The 14,356-nt window shown below is 71.8% G+C and carries 15 protein-coding genes and 1 riboswitch; of the genes, 8 read left to right on the forward strand and 7 right to left on the reverse strand.

The window, feature by feature from the left end; all coding sequences use genetic code 11:
- Positions 1-69 precede the first annotated feature (69 nt).
- Positions 70-786: a DUF4328 domain-containing protein gene (locus ACZ4SV_RS02820; RefSeq protein ID WP_468000875.1), complete on the reverse strand. Its 717-nt coding sequence runs from the start codon at positions 784-786 to the stop codon at positions 70-72.
- Between the two features lie 226 nt (positions 787-1,012).
- Complete coding sequence (locus tag ACZ4SV_RS02825; RefSeq protein WP_397946649.1) at positions 1,013-2,647, reverse strand: beta-N-acetylhexosaminidase; 1,635 nt, start codon at positions 2,645-2,647, stop codon at positions 1,013-1,015.
- A 196-nt stretch (positions 2,648-2,843) separates the two neighbouring features.
- On the opposite strand from ACZ4SV_RS02825, the gene ACZ4SV_RS02830 reads away from it, so the two are divergent.
- From ACZ4SV_RS02830 to ACZ4SV_RS02860, 7 genes are all read left to right on the forward strand, one after another.
- On the forward strand, positions 2,844-3,419 hold the full coding sequence (locus ACZ4SV_RS02830; RefSeq protein ID WP_468000877.1) for a 2-oxo-4-hydroxy-4-carboxy-5-ureidoimidazoline decarboxylase: 576 nt from the start codon (positions 2,844-2,846) through the stop codon (positions 3,417-3,419).
- A 192-nt stretch (positions 3,420-3,611) separates the two neighbouring features.
- The gene (gene sdhC / locus ACZ4SV_RS02835) at positions 3,612-3,992 is read left to right on the forward strand and encodes a succinate dehydrogenase, cytochrome b556 subunit (protein WP_365879916.1); all 381 of its coding nucleotides are present in this window, start codon (positions 3,612-3,614) and stop codon (positions 3,990-3,992) included.
- A 5-nt stretch (positions 3,993-3,997) separates the two neighbouring features.
- A complete protein-coding gene (locus ACZ4SV_RS02840; protein WP_365879918.1) occupies positions 3,998-4,480 on the forward strand; it encodes a succinate dehydrogenase hydrophobic membrane anchor subunit in 483 nt (160 codons plus the stop codon).
- Between the two features lie 19 nt (positions 4,481-4,499).
- The gene (gene sdhA / locus ACZ4SV_RS02845; protein WP_468000880.1) at positions 4,500-6,254 is read left to right on the forward strand and encodes a succinate dehydrogenase flavoprotein subunit; all 1,755 of its coding nucleotides are present in this window, start codon (positions 4,500-4,502) and stop codon (positions 6,252-6,254) included.
- On the forward strand, positions 6,254-7,033 hold the full coding sequence (locus tag ACZ4SV_RS02850) for a succinate dehydrogenase iron-sulfur subunit (RefSeq protein WP_365879922.1): 780 nt from the start codon (positions 6,254-6,256) through the stop codon (positions 7,031-7,033). The genes sdhA and ACZ4SV_RS02850 overlap by 1 nt, the downstream gene beginning before the upstream one ends.
- A 188-nt stretch (positions 7,034-7,221) precedes the next feature.
- The gene (locus ACZ4SV_RS02855; protein ID WP_365879924.1) at positions 7,222-7,632 is read left to right on the forward strand and encodes a VOC family protein; all 411 of its coding nucleotides are present in this window, start codon (positions 7,222-7,224) and stop codon (positions 7,630-7,632) included.
- A gap of 64 nt (positions 7,633-7,696) precedes the next feature.
- Positions 7,697-8,428, forward strand: a complete 732-nt coding sequence (locus ACZ4SV_RS02860) for a TetR/AcrR family transcriptional regulator (RefSeq protein WP_365879926.1) — start codon at positions 7,697-7,699, stop codon at positions 8,426-8,428.
- Here ACZ4SV_RS02860 and ACZ4SV_RS02865 read toward each other — a convergent pair.
- A complete protein-coding gene (locus tag ACZ4SV_RS02865) occupies positions 8,423-8,662 on the reverse strand; it encodes an SCO4848 family membrane protein (RefSeq protein ID WP_365879928.1) in 240 nt (79 codons plus the stop codon). The two genes, ACZ4SV_RS02860 and ACZ4SV_RS02865, sit on opposite strands and share 6 nt — an antisense overlap.
- Positions 8,663-8,744: 82 nt before the next feature.
- On the opposite strand from ACZ4SV_RS02865, the gene ACZ4SV_RS02870 reads away from it, so the two are divergent.
- Positions 8,745-9,995 (forward strand): D-alanyl-D-alanine carboxypeptidase family protein, encoded by a 1,251-nt coding sequence (locus ACZ4SV_RS02870; RefSeq protein WP_468000884.1) that lies wholly within the window; start codon positions 8,745-8,747, stop codon positions 9,993-9,995.
- On the opposite strand, the gene ACZ4SV_RS02875 is transcribed toward ACZ4SV_RS02870, so the two are convergent.
- The 4 genes from ACZ4SV_RS02875 to ACZ4SV_RS02890 all read right to left on the reverse strand — a co-directional run bounded on the left by ACZ4SV_RS02875 (position 9,943) and on the right by ACZ4SV_RS02890 (position 14,231).
- Positions 9,943-10,851, reverse strand: a complete 909-nt coding sequence (locus tag ACZ4SV_RS02875; RefSeq protein ID WP_365878146.1) for a YihY/virulence factor BrkB family protein — start codon at positions 10,849-10,851, stop codon at positions 9,943-9,945. The two genes, ACZ4SV_RS02870 and ACZ4SV_RS02875, sit on opposite strands and share 53 nt — an antisense overlap.
- A gap of 80 nt (positions 10,852-10,931) precedes the next feature.
- The gene (locus tag ACZ4SV_RS02880; protein ID WP_365878148.1) at positions 10,932-11,513 is read right to left on the reverse strand and encodes a 2'-5' RNA ligase family protein; all 582 of its coding nucleotides are present in this window, start codon (positions 11,511-11,513) and stop codon (positions 10,932-10,934) included.
- Positions 11,514-11,662: 149 nt separating this feature from the next.
- Positions 11,663-12,676 carry a tryptophan--tRNA ligase gene (trpS, locus tag ACZ4SV_RS02885; RefSeq protein ID WP_365878150.1) on the reverse strand — a complete coding sequence of 338 codons (1,014 nt, stop codon included), beginning with the start codon at positions 12,674-12,676 and terminating at the stop codon, positions 11,663-11,665.
- 100 nt (positions 12,677-12,776) lie between these two features.
- The gene (locus tag ACZ4SV_RS02890; protein WP_397938144.1) at positions 12,777-14,231 is read right to left on the reverse strand and encodes a glycine hydroxymethyltransferase; all 1,455 of its coding nucleotides are present in this window, start codon (positions 14,229-14,231) and stop codon (positions 12,777-12,779) included.
- A gap of 32 nt (positions 14,232-14,263) precedes the next feature.
- A riboswitch (ZMP/ZTP riboswitch) is annotated at positions 14,264-14,352 on the reverse strand.
- Positions 14,353-14,356 lie beyond the last annotated feature (4 nt).

A 14,356-nucleotide genomic window follows, 5' to 3' on the forward strand; every position in this document is an offset into this window, starting at 1 on the left:
CGACCGGTACGGAGCCCTAACTGCCCCTTACTGCGTGGGACGGCGCGGGAGTGTCACAGGCGGGTGTTTTCAGCCAAAGACGGGTGCCGGAGCCGGCAGCCCGCCCGAGCGGACCTTGCGGTCCTGCATCCGGGTCAGCCGGACGACCACCACGATGGCGAGGACGGCGGCGGCGATGTCGAGCGCGTCGGAGAAGAGCATCGCCCGCGCCGCCTCGCGCACGTCGTCCGGCGTCTCGGCGCGCCGGGAGGCACCGTCGGCGAACCGGTCCGTCACCAGACCGATGAGCCACAGCGTCCACCAGGCGTTGACCGGTGTGTGCCCGGACCGCGTGCCCCAGGGGGCGCTGGCGTCCCAGGTGTCGGCGACGATCCGGCGCGGGAACCACAGGTTCACGACCGGGCAGAACCAGCCGCCGATCGTCCAGCCGCGCCGCATCCGGTGCCGGGAGGCGTCGAACACCTCGGCGTTCACCCGGACCCGCCACAGCCAGCACAGGTAGACGACCATCGTGGCCACCAGCGCCACGCCCTGTGCGACCCCGGCGGCGTGGTACAGCGTGTCCGCGTGCTCGGCCCGGCCGGTCACCCCGGTCCCGGCGGCGCCGTCGGCGAGGTCGCCGGCGACATCGATCACCAGCAGGTCCGCGTAACAGGCGAACAGGTCGGTGGCGATGACGAGCCCGAGCAGCAGGGCGGCGGCCCGGCCGAGCGCGGCCGGCGGGCGCAGCCAGGCGCCGGGCGGAGCCGGGTGCGGGTACGGCGGCGCGGGCATGGGCGAGGTCATGGCGTGGTTCCCCCCGGGACGAAAGACGAGACGGGCCGGCGCGCGGTCCTCCCCCGGACCGGCGCGCGTACCACCGCGCGTCCCCCGGGTGCGGCCCCGGCGACGCGCGGACACCGGAACATACGGCCGGAGATCACCGCCCGTCCACTCGCTTTCCCGTCCGGCCGGTCCGCGACGGCTCAGCCCGGCCGGTCCGCCGCTCTCCCGTCCGGCGGGAGACGGCCGCTCAGCCCAGCCGGTCCGCCAAGGACCGGAAGGCGGTCCAGGTCAGTGTGGGCTTGCGCGGGTCCCACAGTTTCTGCACGGTGGCCCGCAGCGGCATCCGGATGCCGGCCGCGACCTGCGCCTCGGTCTGCGCGTGCGGGAAGTCGCACCACACGGCGAACGACCCGCCGGGGATCTGCCCGTCGTAGCGGGCCGGCACGGCGGTCGTGCCGCGCAGCACCCGCGGGGTCCACTGCTCGTAGATGCGCTGTCCGGTCGGGTAGACGAAGGTCTGCGGCTGCCCGAGCACGTAGTAGAGGAACTCGTCGTTGTAGTTCAGGACCTGCCGGCCCTCGGCCAGGTACTCGGCGGGCTGCCGCGCGCCGATCTCCTTGCCGGTCCAGTAGGCGACCCGCAGGCTCGGGTCGGGCCGCACGGACGTGCCCCGGAAGAAGCCGTCGTTCCACGCGCGGACGGTCCTGCCGTGCGCGCGGACCGTGGCGGCGCGGTCGTTGAGCCAGCCCGTGGTGAGGTCGGCGACCGTGCCGCCGGCGCCGTAGCGCTGCCGGGCGGCGGCGGCCAGCTGCGGGTACGACGCCGCCGGGTCGCGGACGGTCAGCGCCTGGTACTCGTCGCCGCCCAGGTGCCACCGGTCGCCGGTGAACAGGCCCGCGTACTCGTTCAGCAGGTCGTCCACCAGCTTCGCGGACGCCTTCTGGGAGATGTCGATCGCGCCCCGGGTCACCGCCCCGCTCGCGTTGCGCAGCCGCAGGTCCGGGTGGGCGGCGAGGACCGCGCCCAGGTGTCCCGGGGAGTCGATCTCGGGTACGACGGTGATGTGCCGGCTCTCGGCCAGCCGCACGATCTTCCCGACCTGCGCCTTGGTCAGATGGTCGGCGGAGACGATCTCGGGGTGGCTGGCGGACTCGATCCGGAAGGCCTGGTCGTCGGAGAAGTGCAGGCCCAGCTCGTTGAACTTCAGGTCGCCCAGTTCCCGTATCCGGTCCTCGATCCAGGTCTCGGAGAAGGGCTTGCGCGCGATGTCCAGCATGAAGCCGCGCACCGGTTTGGCCGGCTGGTCCCGCACCACGCCCTCCGGTGCCGCACCGCCGCCGCGGACCTCCTGCTTCAGGGTGCGGGTGCCGTAGAAGACGCCCGCCTCGCCGGGCCCGCTGATGTCGACCCGGCCGTCCCGGACGGTCAGGCTGTACGACTCCTGGTTCCCGCTGCCGCCGAGCGCGAGCCGTACGTCGCCCGCCCGCGCGTCGGCCGGCTGCCCGGCGTACGTCAGCCCCAGCTCGCCGGCGATCAGCCGTCCCTCGTCGGCGAGCCGGGGATCGGCCACCACCACCCGCGCACCGGGCCGCGGCTGCCAGCCGGGTCCGCGCGCCGGGGTGTGGGAGCGCACCGCGGGTATGGTGCGCGGCGCCTGTGACAGCGGGTAGGACCGGCTCGGACTGGGAGTGGGGCTGGCCGACGGGGCGGCCGGTGCCGCGGGGTCGGCGCCGGTGCCCGCCACCCGGCCGGAGGAGGACTGCCGGGCATCGTGCGCGGGCCGCCCGCCGCCGCCGTCCGTGGCGGCCCACACCGCGACGCTCGTGCCGAGCGCGACCGTCCCGACGACCGCGGCGGCCACGACGGCCCGCTTCCGTATCACCTGTCGCGCCGGTCCCCGGCGCCTGTGCGTGTGCTGGGTCACCCTGCCAACGTACGGCCGATCCTCCGGAAGGCTGCCGCCCAGGCGGTCCGAAACTCTCCCGTCCGGGTGAATTTCCGGTATCCCACGGACACCGGATGACCACTCTCGATAACCTGACGACACATCTTTCACCGCCTCCCCTGCCACATCTCTTGTGACGCGAGGACCCACGCTGCCCGCCCACCGCCTGCCCTGTCTGCCCAGGCCTCTCGACGCCTTCAACGCCGCGCCGGCCCCCGAGGCCCGCGCGCTGCTGCTGCGCTGCCTGCACAGCCTGCGCTGGGCGCGCCGGATCACCGCGCACCGCCCGTATCCGGACCTGGACGCCCTGCTGGCCGCGGCGGACGAGGCGGCGTACGACCTCGCGCCGGCCGATCTCGCCCAGGCGCTGGCCGGTGAGGCGCTGCCCGAGCTGCCGGCGGACACCTACTCGGCGGCCCACCTGGCCCTGGGCGCGGCCCACGCGGCCTACGAGGCCAGATTCGGACACGCGTTCGTCATCTATCTGGGTGATGCGGCACCGGACGAGATCATCGACCGCATCCTCGAAGCGATCCGGTCACGATTGACGAACGATCCGGAAGAGGAACGGGTGACGGCGGCCGAGGAGCTGCGGCGCCTGGCGCGCGGGCGGCTGACGGCGGCGCTGAGCGGCGCGGGGCCGGGCCGTCGGTGCGGTACCCGGCATACCGACGTGACCAGCCACAACACGCCCGTACCCGGCACATGAGGTCCCCTGTCATGCCCCGGACGGCCGCGTGGATAGCCCGTCCGGTGCCAGTTTGATCACACAAGTAGGCCCCCCGTAAGCCACCGGCCGGGGCATGGATACCATGCAGAGGGCCGGTGGACCGTACCCGGCCGGGCCCGACCGACAGAGAAGCCGGCGCGGCCCTAGTCCCCGCTCCCGGAGGGTTCTTCCGTGCCGGCTGGAACGCTGTACCGCGGCCGGGAAGGAATGTGGTCCTGGGTGGCTCATCGAGTCACCGGCGTCCTCATCTTCTTCTTCCTGTTCGTTCACGTCCTGGACACCGCTCTCGTGCGTGTTTCCCCCGAGGACTACGACAAGGTCGTAGCCACGTACAAGACCCCGATCGTCGCGCTGCTGGAGTACGGCCTCGTCGCCGCCATCCTCTTCCACGCGCTCAACGGCCTGCGCGTCATCGCCGTCGACTTCTGGTCGCAGGGCCCGCGCTACCAGAAGCAGATGTTCTGGGCCGTGATGGGTGTCTGGGTCGTCCTGATGGCCGGGGCGATCTACCCGGTCCTCGGCCACGCCGCTCGTGTTCTGTTCGGGAGCTGAGGCCCATGTCCACCACTGAAACCACCGCGTCCGGAGTCGGCCCCGTCGAAGGCGCCCCCGTCTACACCGTCGACAACCCGGCCCCGCTGATCGAGGCGCCGCGCAAGCGCACCAAGAAGTCCCCGAGGTCGACCCGGGGCAACTTCGAGCTGGCGGCGTGGCTGTTCATGCGCCTGTCCGGCATCGTGCTGGTCGTGCTCGTCCTCGGTCACCTGCTGATCCAGCTCGTGCTGGACGGCGGCGTCTCCAAGATCGGCTTCGCCTTCGTGGCCGGCCGCTGGGCGTCCCCGTTCTGGCAGGTGTGGGACCTGCTGATGCTCTGGCTGGCGATGCTGCACGGAGCCAACGGCCTGCGCACGGTCATCAACGACTACGCCGAGCGGCCGGCCTCCCGGCTGTGGCTGAAGGCTCTGCTCTACACCGCCACGGTGTTCACCATCCTGCTGGGCACGCTGGTGATCTTCACCTTCGACCCGAACATCCGCTAGGCACGGGGCTGCGAGAATCATGAAGATCCACAAGTACGACACCGTCATCGTCGGCGCCGGCGGCGCGGGCATGCGCGCCGCCATCGAGGCGACGAAGCGCAGCCGCACCGCGGTCCTGACCAAGCTCTACCCCACCCGCTCCCACACGGGCGCCGCGCAGGGCGGCATGGCCGCCGCGCTCGCCAACGTGGAGGAGGACAACTGGGAGTGGCACACCTTCGACACGGTCAAGGGCGGTGACTACCTGGTCGACCAGGACGCCGCCGAGATCCTGGCGAAGGAGGCCATCGACGCCGTCCTCGACCTGGAGAAGATGGGCCTGCCGTTCAACCGGACCCCGAACGGCACCATCGACCAGCGCCGCTTCGGCGGCCACTCCCGCAACCACGGCGAGGCCCCGGTCCGCCGGTCCTGCTACGCCGCGGACCGCACCGGCCACATGATCCTCCAGACGCTGTACCAGAACTGCGTCAAGGAGGGCGTGGAGTTCTTCAACGAGTTCTACGTCCTGGACCAGCTGATCACCGAGGTCGACGGCGTCAAGCGGTCCGCCGGCGTCGTGGCGTACGAGCTGGCCACCGGCGAGATCCACATCTTCCAGGCGAAGGCCGTGATCTACGCCTCGGGCGGCACCGGCAAGTTCTTCAAGGTGACCTCCAACGCGCACACCCTGACCGGTGACGGCCAGGCGGCGGTCTACCGCCGGGGCCTGCCGCTGGAGGACATGGAGTTCTTCCAGTTCCACCCGACCGGCATCTGGCGCATGGGCATCCTGCTCACCGAGGGCGCCCGCGGCGAGGGCGGCATCCTGCGCAACAAGGACGGCGAGCGCTTCATGGAGAAGTACGCTCCCGTCATGAAGGACCTGGCGTCGCGTGACGTCGTGTCCCGCTCCATCTACACGGAGATCCGCGAGGGCCGGGGCTGCGGTCCCGAGGGTGACCACGTCTACCTGGACCTGACCCACCTGCCGCCGGAGCAGCTCGACGCCAAGCTGCCGGACATCACCGAGTTCGCGCGCACCTACCTGGGCATCGAGCCGTACACGGACCCGATCCCGATCCAGCCGACCGCGCACTACGCGATGGGCGGCATCCCGACGAACGTCGAGGGTGAGGTCCTGGCGGACAACACCACGGTCGTCCCGGGTCTGTACGCGGCCGGCGAGGTGGCCTGCGTCTCCGTGCACGGCGCCAACCGGCTCGGCACCAACTCGCTGCTGGACATCAACGTCTTCGGCCGCCGCGCGGGCATCGCCGCCGCCGAGTACGCGGCGAAGGCCGACTACGTGGAGCTGCCGGAGAACCCGGAGTCCCTCGTGGTCGAGCAGATCGAGCGGCTGCGCACCTCCACCGGCAGCGAGCGGGTGGCCACGCTCCGCCGCGAGCTGCAGGAGACCATGGACGCCAACGTCATGGTGTTCCGCACCGAGCAGACGATCAAGACGGCCGTCGAGAAGATCGCCGAACTCCGGGAGCGCTACAGGAACGTGGCGATCCAGGACAAGGGCAAGCGGTTCAACACGGACCTGCTGGAGGCCATCGAGCTGGGCAACCTGCTGGACCTGGCCGAGGTCATGGCCGTCTCGGCGCTGGCCCGCAAGGAGTCCCGCGGCGGTCACTACCGCGAGGACTACCCGAACCGCGACGACGTCAACTTCATGCGCCACACCATGGCGTACCGCGAGGTCGGCGCCGACGGCTCGGAGACCATCCGTCTCGACTACAAGCCGGTCGTCCAGACCCGCTACCAGCCGATGGAGCGTAAGTACTGATGGCTACCCCTGTCCTGGACAAGGCGGACGCGGCCGGCCGGCCCGAGCCCGGTTTCGCCGACTCCCCCTACATCACGGTCACCTTCCGCATCCGCCGGTTCAACCCGGAGGTCGCGGCGGAGGCCGTCTGGGAAGACTTCCAGCTGGAGATCGACCCCAAGGAGCGCGTCCTCGACGGCCTCCACAAGATCAAGTGGGACCTCGACGGCACCCTCACCTTCCGCCGCTCGTGCGCCCACGGCATCTGCGGTTCGGACGCGATGCGGATCAACGGCAAGAACCGCCTCGCCTGCAAGACGCTGATCAAGGACATCAACCCGGAGAAGCCGATCACGGTCGAGCCCATCAAGGGCCTGACGGTCCTGAAGGACCTGGTCGTGGACATGGACCCGTTCTTCCAGGCGTACCGGGACGTCATGCCGTTCCTGGTCACCAAGGACACGAACGAGCCGACCCGCGAGCGGCTGCAGTCGCCGGAGGACCGCGAGCGCTTCGACGACACCACGAAGTGCATCCTCTGCGCGGCCTGCACCTCCTCCTGCCCGGTGTTCTGGAACGACGGCCAGTACTTCGGCCCGGCCGCGATCGTGAACGCCCACCGCTTCATCTTCGACTCGCGTGACGAGGCCGGGGAGCAGCGGCTGGAGATCCTCAACGACCGCGACGGCGTGTGGCGCTGCCGCACCACCTTCAACTGCACGGACGCCTGCCCGCGCGGTATCGAGGTCACGAAGGCGATCCAGGAGGTCAAGCGCGCCCTGATCACGCGCCGCTACTGACCGCCGTACGCCTACGGCTCGCCTGGGCCCCGTCCACCGGTTCGTTCCGGCGGGCGGGGCCTCGTCGTACGGCGCACGCCGAGCACGCGTGCCGCGCACCGGCCCGGTCCCGGACTTCCCGCGGTGACCGCGCGCCCCGTGCGGTGGGGCTCCTCGCTTCCGGGCACCCGGACTCTTAATGTGACGACATGTCAGACGAAGAGTCGTACGAACTGCTCGGGTTCGACAACGTGCTGCTCCCCGTCGGCGACCTCGGCGAGGCCGTCGCCTTCTACGAGCGGGCCGGCTTCGCCGTGGGCTTCCGCCTCGACGAGGCCGGGATCGCGCTGCTGAGGATCGGTGCGGAGACCCCCGGCATCCTGCTGCGCGCCGAGGAGGGGCTGCGGCAGCGGCCGCCGCACTGGCCCGCGCCGCGGATCTGGCTGGAGGTGGCGGACGCGCGGGCGGCGGCGCGGGACCTGGCCGCCGCCGGCATCCCGCCCCTGGACGAGATCACCCAGGGGGCCACCGGCTGGACCGTGGAGATCGCCGATCCCTGGGGCAACCTCGTGGGCTTCACGGACTACACCAAGCGCCCGGCGCTGGGCCGCAGAAGCTGAGCGAGGGCGCGTCGGCAGCGGCCCGGCGGCCCCCGGGCCGGACCACTCGTTAGGCTCTCCTACCGTGCCCGCGAAGAACGACGGCCCCGCAGCGGCCGGTCCCCACAGCAGCAAGTCCGAGCAGACCCGCGCGCTGATCCTGCAGACCGCGATGCGGCTGTTCCAGGAGCGCGGGTACGACAAGACGACCATGCGGGCCATCGCCACGGAGGCCGGTGTCTCCGTCGGCAACGCCTACTACTACTTCGACGGCAAGGAACACCTGATCCAGGGCTTCTACGACCGGATCGCCGTCGAGCACCAGGCGGCGGTGCGGGCGGTGCTGGAGCGGGAGACCGATCTGGAGGCGCGGCTCGCGGGCGTGCTGACGGCGTGGCTGGACATCGCCCGGCCGTACCACGAGTTCGCGGTCCAGTTCTTCAAGAACGCCGCCGACCCGGACAGCCCGCTCAGCCCCTTCTCACCGGAGAGCGAGCACGCCCGCGAACAGGCCATCGGCGTGCACCGGGCGGTGCTGGCCGGCACCAAGTCCAAGGTGGCCCCGGAACTGCGGGACGTGCTGCCCGAGTTGATGTGGCTGTCCCAGATGGGCCTGATCCTGTACTGGATCTTCGACCGCACCGAGGACCGCGAGCGCAGCTACCGGCTGGCGCGGCGCGGGGCCCGGCTGACCGCGCGCGGGGTGGCGCTGGCCCGGTTCCGGGTGCTGCGACCGCTGGTCCTGGAGGTCCACGAGCTGTTCACGGACTTCCTGCCGGGGATGACCCGGCTGCTGCCGGACCCGGGGCGGCTATGACATCCGGCGCAGTGCGCGCAGTCCGCGCAACCCGATGACCCCGATGGCCGTCCCCCATACGAAGGAAGCGACCGCCAGCAGCAGGTGCACCCAGAAATACGCGGTCGGGTGGCCGTCGTCGAAGGCGAGTCCGCTGCCGTCCTTGACGAGATTCTTGACGAAAGTGACCCAGATGACCCAGCTCCACACGCCGAAGGCGAGCAGGAACCAGGAGACAGGGCGGCTGAGCTTCATACGTCCAGTATCGCCGTCCGGCGGCCGGGTCCGTGCCGGGGGTGGGGCCGGGGGCCGGTTCGCTGCCGGGACCGCGCGGGCCGTGGCCGCCCCGGGGACCGCCGGCCGGCGTGCCCTGCTGGTCGCCTCCGCCACCGCGCTGTCCCTGGGCGTCACCGCGCCCGCCGCCCTCGCCGCGCCGGGCCCCACGACGAGCCCGACGGCCACTCCCCCGGCCGCGATGTCGACGCTCGGCGGGGCCCGGCTCGGGATGCCGGGCACCCAGGTCAACCTCGCCCCGGGCGTCCCGGTGCTGCCCAAGGAGCTGACCGCCCGCTCCTGGATCGTCTCCGACGCCGAGTCGGGCGAGGTCCTCGCCGCGCACAACGCGCACTGGCGGCTGCCCCCGGCCAGCACGCTGAAGATGCTGTTCGCGGACACCGTGCTGCCCCGCTTCCCCAAGGACACCCGGTACAAGGTGGCTCCGGCGGACCTGAAGGGGGTGGGCGCCGGTTCCAGCGTGGTCGGGATAAAGCCGGGCACCACCTACTCCGTCCACGACCTGTGGCTCGGGGTCTTCCTGCGCTCGGGCAACGACGCGGTGCACGTGCTGTCCGCGATGAACGGCGGGGTCCGGCAGACGGTGCGGGACATGCAGGACCACGCCGGGGAACTCCAGGCGCTGGACACGGACGTGGTCTCGCCGGACGGCTACGACGCGCCGGGGCAGCTGTCGTCGGCGTACGACCTGTCGCTGTTCGCCCGCTCCGGGCTGCAGAAGAAGGACTTCCGCGACTACTGCTCGACGGTCAGCGCCACGTTCGGCTCCGCCGAGATCCGCAACACCAACCGGCTGCTGAGCGGCGACAGCGACGTGCCCGTCTACCCGGGCATCGCGGGCGTGAAGAACGGCAACACCACGCACGCGGGCGCCACCTTCACCTCGGTCGCCGAGCGGAGCGGCAAGGTGCTGCTGGTCACGGTGATGAACCCGGAGAAGCACGAGCACAACGAGGTCTACAAGGAGACCGCGAAGCTGCTCGACTGGGGCTTCCAGGCGGTCGGCAAGGTCGATCCGGTGGGCGAGCTGGTGCCGCCGCGCAGCGCCGCGTCGGCCACCGGCCGACCGGACGCCGGCGCCACCGCCGGGCCGGGCCCGCAGCAGCCGGCCGGCGGCACCGGCGGGACGGGCGCGAAGCCGGTGGCGAGCGCCGCCACCGCGTCCGGCGCCGGCGGCGCCGGGATCGCCCTGGGCGTCGCGGGCGGTCTGCTGGTGCTGCTCGGCGGCGGGGCCTACCTGGTCAACCGCCGCTGGCCGCTGCCGGAGCTGATGCGCCGCCGGACGCGTCCCTGAGTTCGGTCTCCTTGCTCCCGGTCGCCGTCCAGGAGGCGCAGAACAGCACGAGTTTCGCGGTGAAGTTGATCCACAGCAGCAGCGCCACGGGCACCCCGAACGCGCCGTACATGCTCTTCGCCGCGACTCCCTGCACATAGCCGCTGAGCAGCAGCTTCAGCAGTTCGAAACCGACCGCGCCGAGCAGCGCGGCGACCAGCAGGCGGCGCCGCGGCGGCTCCACCCCGGGCAGCAGGGTCAGGACGTAGAGCAGCACCAGGAAGTCGGCGAGCACGGCGACGACGAACGCGGCGACCTGGAGCAGCACCACGCCCCAGCCGTGCTCGTCCAGGCCGATCCGCCGGGACAGCAGGCCCACGGCGGCCGAGGCGAGGGTGGACACGGCGAGGGTGACCAGCAGGGCGCCGCCGAAGCCGAGCAGGATGCCGGCGTCCTTGGCCTTGGCGAGCACCGGGTTCTCGTCGGGGTCCGGCAGCTCCCACACGGCGCGCAGGCAGTCCCGCACCTGGCCGACCCAGCCGATGCCGGTGAACAGCAGGGCCGCGCCCGCGATGACGCCGACCGTGCCCGCGTTGTCCACCAGGGTCGTGAGGTCCAGTTGGTCGGACAGGCCCGGGAACTGGGCGGCGATGCGGTGCTCGACGGCCCGCTCGCTGGCCGGGCTGAGCGTGGCGGCGGTGATCGCGGCGGCCACGGTCAGCAGCGGGAACAGCGCCACGAAACTGACGAACGTCATGGCGGCGGCCAGCCGGGCCCACTTCACCCGGTCGAGCCGTTCGTAGCACCGCCACGCGTGTGTGACCGTCAGCCGGGTGACGATCGGCCCGATCCCGGGGAGCCTCTTCAGCCAGTCCATGATGCGACTGTGCCCGCTGTGCGGCGAGGTCATCACCGCGTTTCTCCGCCGGCACGGTCATATGCGGACGATACGGTCGGCTACGGCGCGACCCGTGGGGCGTACGCGTCCGTGTGCCCCGGCTGGGTCGGCACGACGGGTCCGCCGAAGGCGTACTCGCGCAGCTTGCGCCACACGCCGTCGGCGCCCTGCTCGTACAGCGCGAAGCCGGTGCACGGCCACTCGGCCGCGTAGTCCGCCAGTTCCGCGAAGGCGCGGTCCATGGCCGGCTCGTCGATGCCGTGCGCGACGGTGACGTGCGGGTGGTACGGGAACTGCAGTTCGCGCGCCACCGGGCCGGACGCGTCCCGGATGCGCTGCTGGAGCCGGGTGCAGGCGTCGGCGCCCCGCACCACCCGCACGTACACCACCGGCGACAGGGGCCGGAAGGTGCCGGTGCCGGACAGCCGCATCGGGAACGGCCGGCCCGCCGCTGCGACCTCGGCGAGGTGCGCGTCGATCGCGGGCAGGGCGGCCTCGTCCACCTCGGTCGGCGGCAACAGCGTGACGTGGGTGGGGATGCCGTGAGCCGCGGCGTCGCCGAAGCCCGCGCGCCGCTCCTGGAGCAGGCTGCCGTGCGGCTCCGGGACCGCGATCGACACGCCGATCGTTACGGTCCCCACGTCGTCTCCTGTCGTCGCGTCTGTCGTCATCTCGGCCGTCTCGTCCGGGCCGTCGGGTATCGACTGTACGGCCATGGATGTCCTGTGGGCAGGCGCAGCGGAAGTGATGTACGGCGCTCCGCCCGCGCGGGCCCGTGCGGTCGTACGCCTCAGTGCTTGGCCGGCAGGAAGCCCACGCGGTCGTACGCCTGCGCGAGGGTCTCGGCGGCGACGGCGCGCGCCTTCTCGGCGCCCTTGGCGAGGATCGCGTCCAGCGTCTCGGCGTCGTCCAGGTACTGGTGGGTGCGCTCGCGGAACGGCGTCACGAACTCCACCATGACCTCGGCGAGGTCGGTCTTGAGCGCGCCGTACATCTTGCCCTCGTACTCCTGCTCCAGCTCGGCGACGGTCCGGCCGGTGAGCGTGGAGTAGATGGTGAGGAGGTTGGAGACGCCCGGCTTGGCGGCGACGTCGTAGCGGATCACCGTGTCGGTGTCGGTGACCGCGCTCTTGACCTTCTTCGCCGTGGTCTTCGGCTCGTCGAGGAGGTTGATGAGGCCCTTCGGCGTGGACGCCGACTTGCTCATCTTGACCGTCGGGTCCTGGAGGTCGTAGATCTTCGCCGTCTCCTTGAGGATGTACGGCTTCGGGATCGTGAAGGTGTCGCCGAAGCGGCCGTTGAAGCGCTCGGCGAGGTCGCGGGTCAGCTCGATGTGCTGGCGCTGGTCCTCGCCGACCGGCACCTCGTGGGCCTGGTACAGCAGGATGTCCGCGACCTGGAGGACCGGGTAGGTGAACAGGCCGACGGAGGCCCGGTCGGCGCCCTGCTTGGCGGCCTTGTCCTTGAACTGGGTCATGCGGCCGGCCTCGCCGAAACCGGTGAGGCAGTTCATGACCCAGGCGAGCTGGGCGTGCTCGGGGACGTGGCTCTGCACGAAGAGGGTGCAGCGGTCCGGGTCCAGACCGGCGGCCAGTAGCTGTGCCACGGCCAGGCGGGTGTTGGCGCGCAGTTCCTTCGGGTCCTGGGGGACCGTGATCGCGTGCAGGTCGACGACCATGTAGAACGCGTCGTGGGACTCCTGGAGGGCCACCCACTGGCGGACGGCGCCGAGGTAGTTGCCGAGGTGGAACGAGCCGGCGGTGGGCTGGATGCCGGACAGCACGCGGGGTCGGTCAGTCGCCATGCCTCTCATTGTCTCAGAGAGCGCGGGGCGTTCGGTGCGTGGGGAACCGCGGGCCGGTGCGGGCCGGCCGCGCGGTTCCCTCCGCCGCGCGCGGGGCGCCTCAGCCGAGGTCGACCTGCGGGTAGAGCGGGAAGCCGGCCACCAGGTCCGTGGCCCGCCCGGCGATCTCCCGCGCGACCTTCTCGTCCAGGACGTGGGCCGCCTTGGACGGGGCGCCCGACTTGGTGGTGCCGGGCTCGGTGGTGGTCAGCACGCGGTCGATCAGGCCCGCCACCTCGTCCATCTCGGCCGTGCCCAGGCCGCGGGTGGTGAGCGCGGGCGTGCCGACGCGGATGCCGGAGGTGTACCAGGCGCCGTTCGGGTCGGCCGGGATGGCGTTGCGGTTGGTGACGATGCCGGAGTCGAGCAGGGCCGCCTCCGCCTGGCGGCCGGTCAGGCCGTAGGAGGTGGCGACGTCGATCAGGTTCAGGTGGTTGTCGGTGCCGCCGGTGACCAGGGTGGCGCCCCGGCGCAGCAGGCCCTCCGCCAGTGCGCGGGAGTTGTCCACGATGCGCTGGGCGTAGTCCTGGAAGGCGGGCTGCCGGGCCTCGGCGAGGGCGACGGCCTTGGCGGCCATGACGTGCGGGAGCGGGCCGCCGAGCACCATCGGGCAGCCGCGGTCCACCTGGTCCTTGAGGGAGTCGTCGCACAGCACCATGCCGCCGCGCGGGCCGCGCAGGGACTTGTGGGTGGTGGTGGTGACGATCTGGGCGTGCGGGACCGGGTCGAAGTCGCCGGTGAGGACCTTGCCCGCGACCAGGCCGGCGAAGTGCGCCATGTCGACCATGAGGGTCGCGCCGACCTCGTCGGCGATCTCGCGCATGATCCGGAAGTTCACCAGCCGGGGGTAGGCCGAGTAGCCCGCGACGATGATCAGCGGCTTGAAGTCGCGGGCCTGGGCGCGCAGGGCGTCGTAGTCGATCAGGCCGGTGGCCGGGTCGGTGCCGTAGGAGCGCTGGTCGAACATCTTGCCCGAGATGTTCGGCCGGAAGCCGTGGGTGAGGTGGCCGCCGGCGTCCAGGGACATGCCGAGCATCCGCTGGTTGCCGAAGGCGTGGCGCAGCTCGGCCCAGTCGGCCTCGGTCAGGTCGTTGATCTGGCGGACGCCGGTCTTCTCCAGGAACGGGGCCTCGACGCGGTCGGCGAGGACGGCCCAGAAGGCGACGAGGTTGGCGTCGATGCCGGAGTGCGGCTGGACGTAGGCGTGGCGGGCGCCGAACAGCTCGCGGGCGTGCTCGGCGGCGAGGGACTCCACGGTGTCGACGTTGCGGCAGCCGGCGTAGAAGCGGCGGCCGACGGTGCCCTCGGCGTACTTGTCGCTGAACCAGTTGCCCATCGCCAGCAGGGTCGCCGGGGAGGCGTAGTTCTCGGAGGCGATCAGCTTGAGCATCTCGCGCTGGTCGGCGACCTCCTGGCCGATGGCGTCGGCGACGCGCGGCTCGACGGCGCGGATCACGTCCAGGGCGGCGCGGAAGGCGGTGGACTCGGTGGAGAGGGGGGCGGCGTTCTCGGGCATCGGGACCTCCGGACGGTGTGCGTACAGCGTTCACGTTCGGCCCAGGCGCACGGCACTCGTCCCGCTCGGGCCGCTCCCCGATGGTCCGTCCCATCCCAGCGCGCCAGTCACGGCCCGTCGCCAGC

The organism is Streptomyces sp. NPDC027672 (assembly GCF_055566335.1).

Excerpts from the sequence above, each read along its gene's own strand:
- ACZ4SV_RS02820 (WP_468000875.1), bottom strand. The coding sequence starts at position 786 with ATGACCTCGCCCATGCCCGCGCCGCCGTACCCGCACCCGGCTCCGCCC.
- ACZ4SV_RS02840 (WP_365879918.1), top strand. The coding sequence starts at position 3,998 with ATGTCCACCACTGAAACCACCGCGTCCGGAGTCGGCCCCGTCGAAGGC.
- sdhA (WP_468000880.1), top strand. The coding sequence starts at position 4,500 with ATGAAGATCCACAAGTACGACACCGTCATCGTCGGCGCCGGCGGCGCG.
- ACZ4SV_RS02850 (WP_365879922.1), top strand. The coding sequence starts at position 6,254 with ATGGCTACCCCTGTCCTGGACAAGGCGGACGCGGCCGGCCGGCCCGAG.
- ACZ4SV_RS02855 (WP_365879924.1), top strand. The coding sequence starts at position 7,222 with ATGTCAGACGAAGAGTCGTACGAACTGCTCGGGTTCGACAACGTGCTG.
- ACZ4SV_RS02865 (WP_365879928.1), bottom strand. The coding sequence starts at position 8,662 with ATGAAGCTCAGCCGCCCTGTCTCCTGGTTCCTGCTCGCCTTCGGCGTG.
- ACZ4SV_RS02875 (WP_365878146.1), bottom strand. The coding sequence starts at position 10,851 with ATGGACTGGCTGAAGAGGCTCCCCGGGATCGGGCCGATCGTCACCCGG.
- trpS (WP_365878150.1), bottom strand. The coding sequence starts at position 12,676 with ATGGCGACTGACCGACCCCGCGTGCTGTCCGGCATCCAGCCCACCGCC.
- ACZ4SV_RS02890 (WP_397938144.1), bottom strand. The coding sequence starts at position 14,231 with ATGCCCGAGAACGCCGCCCCCCTCTCCACCGAGTCCACCGCCTTCCGC.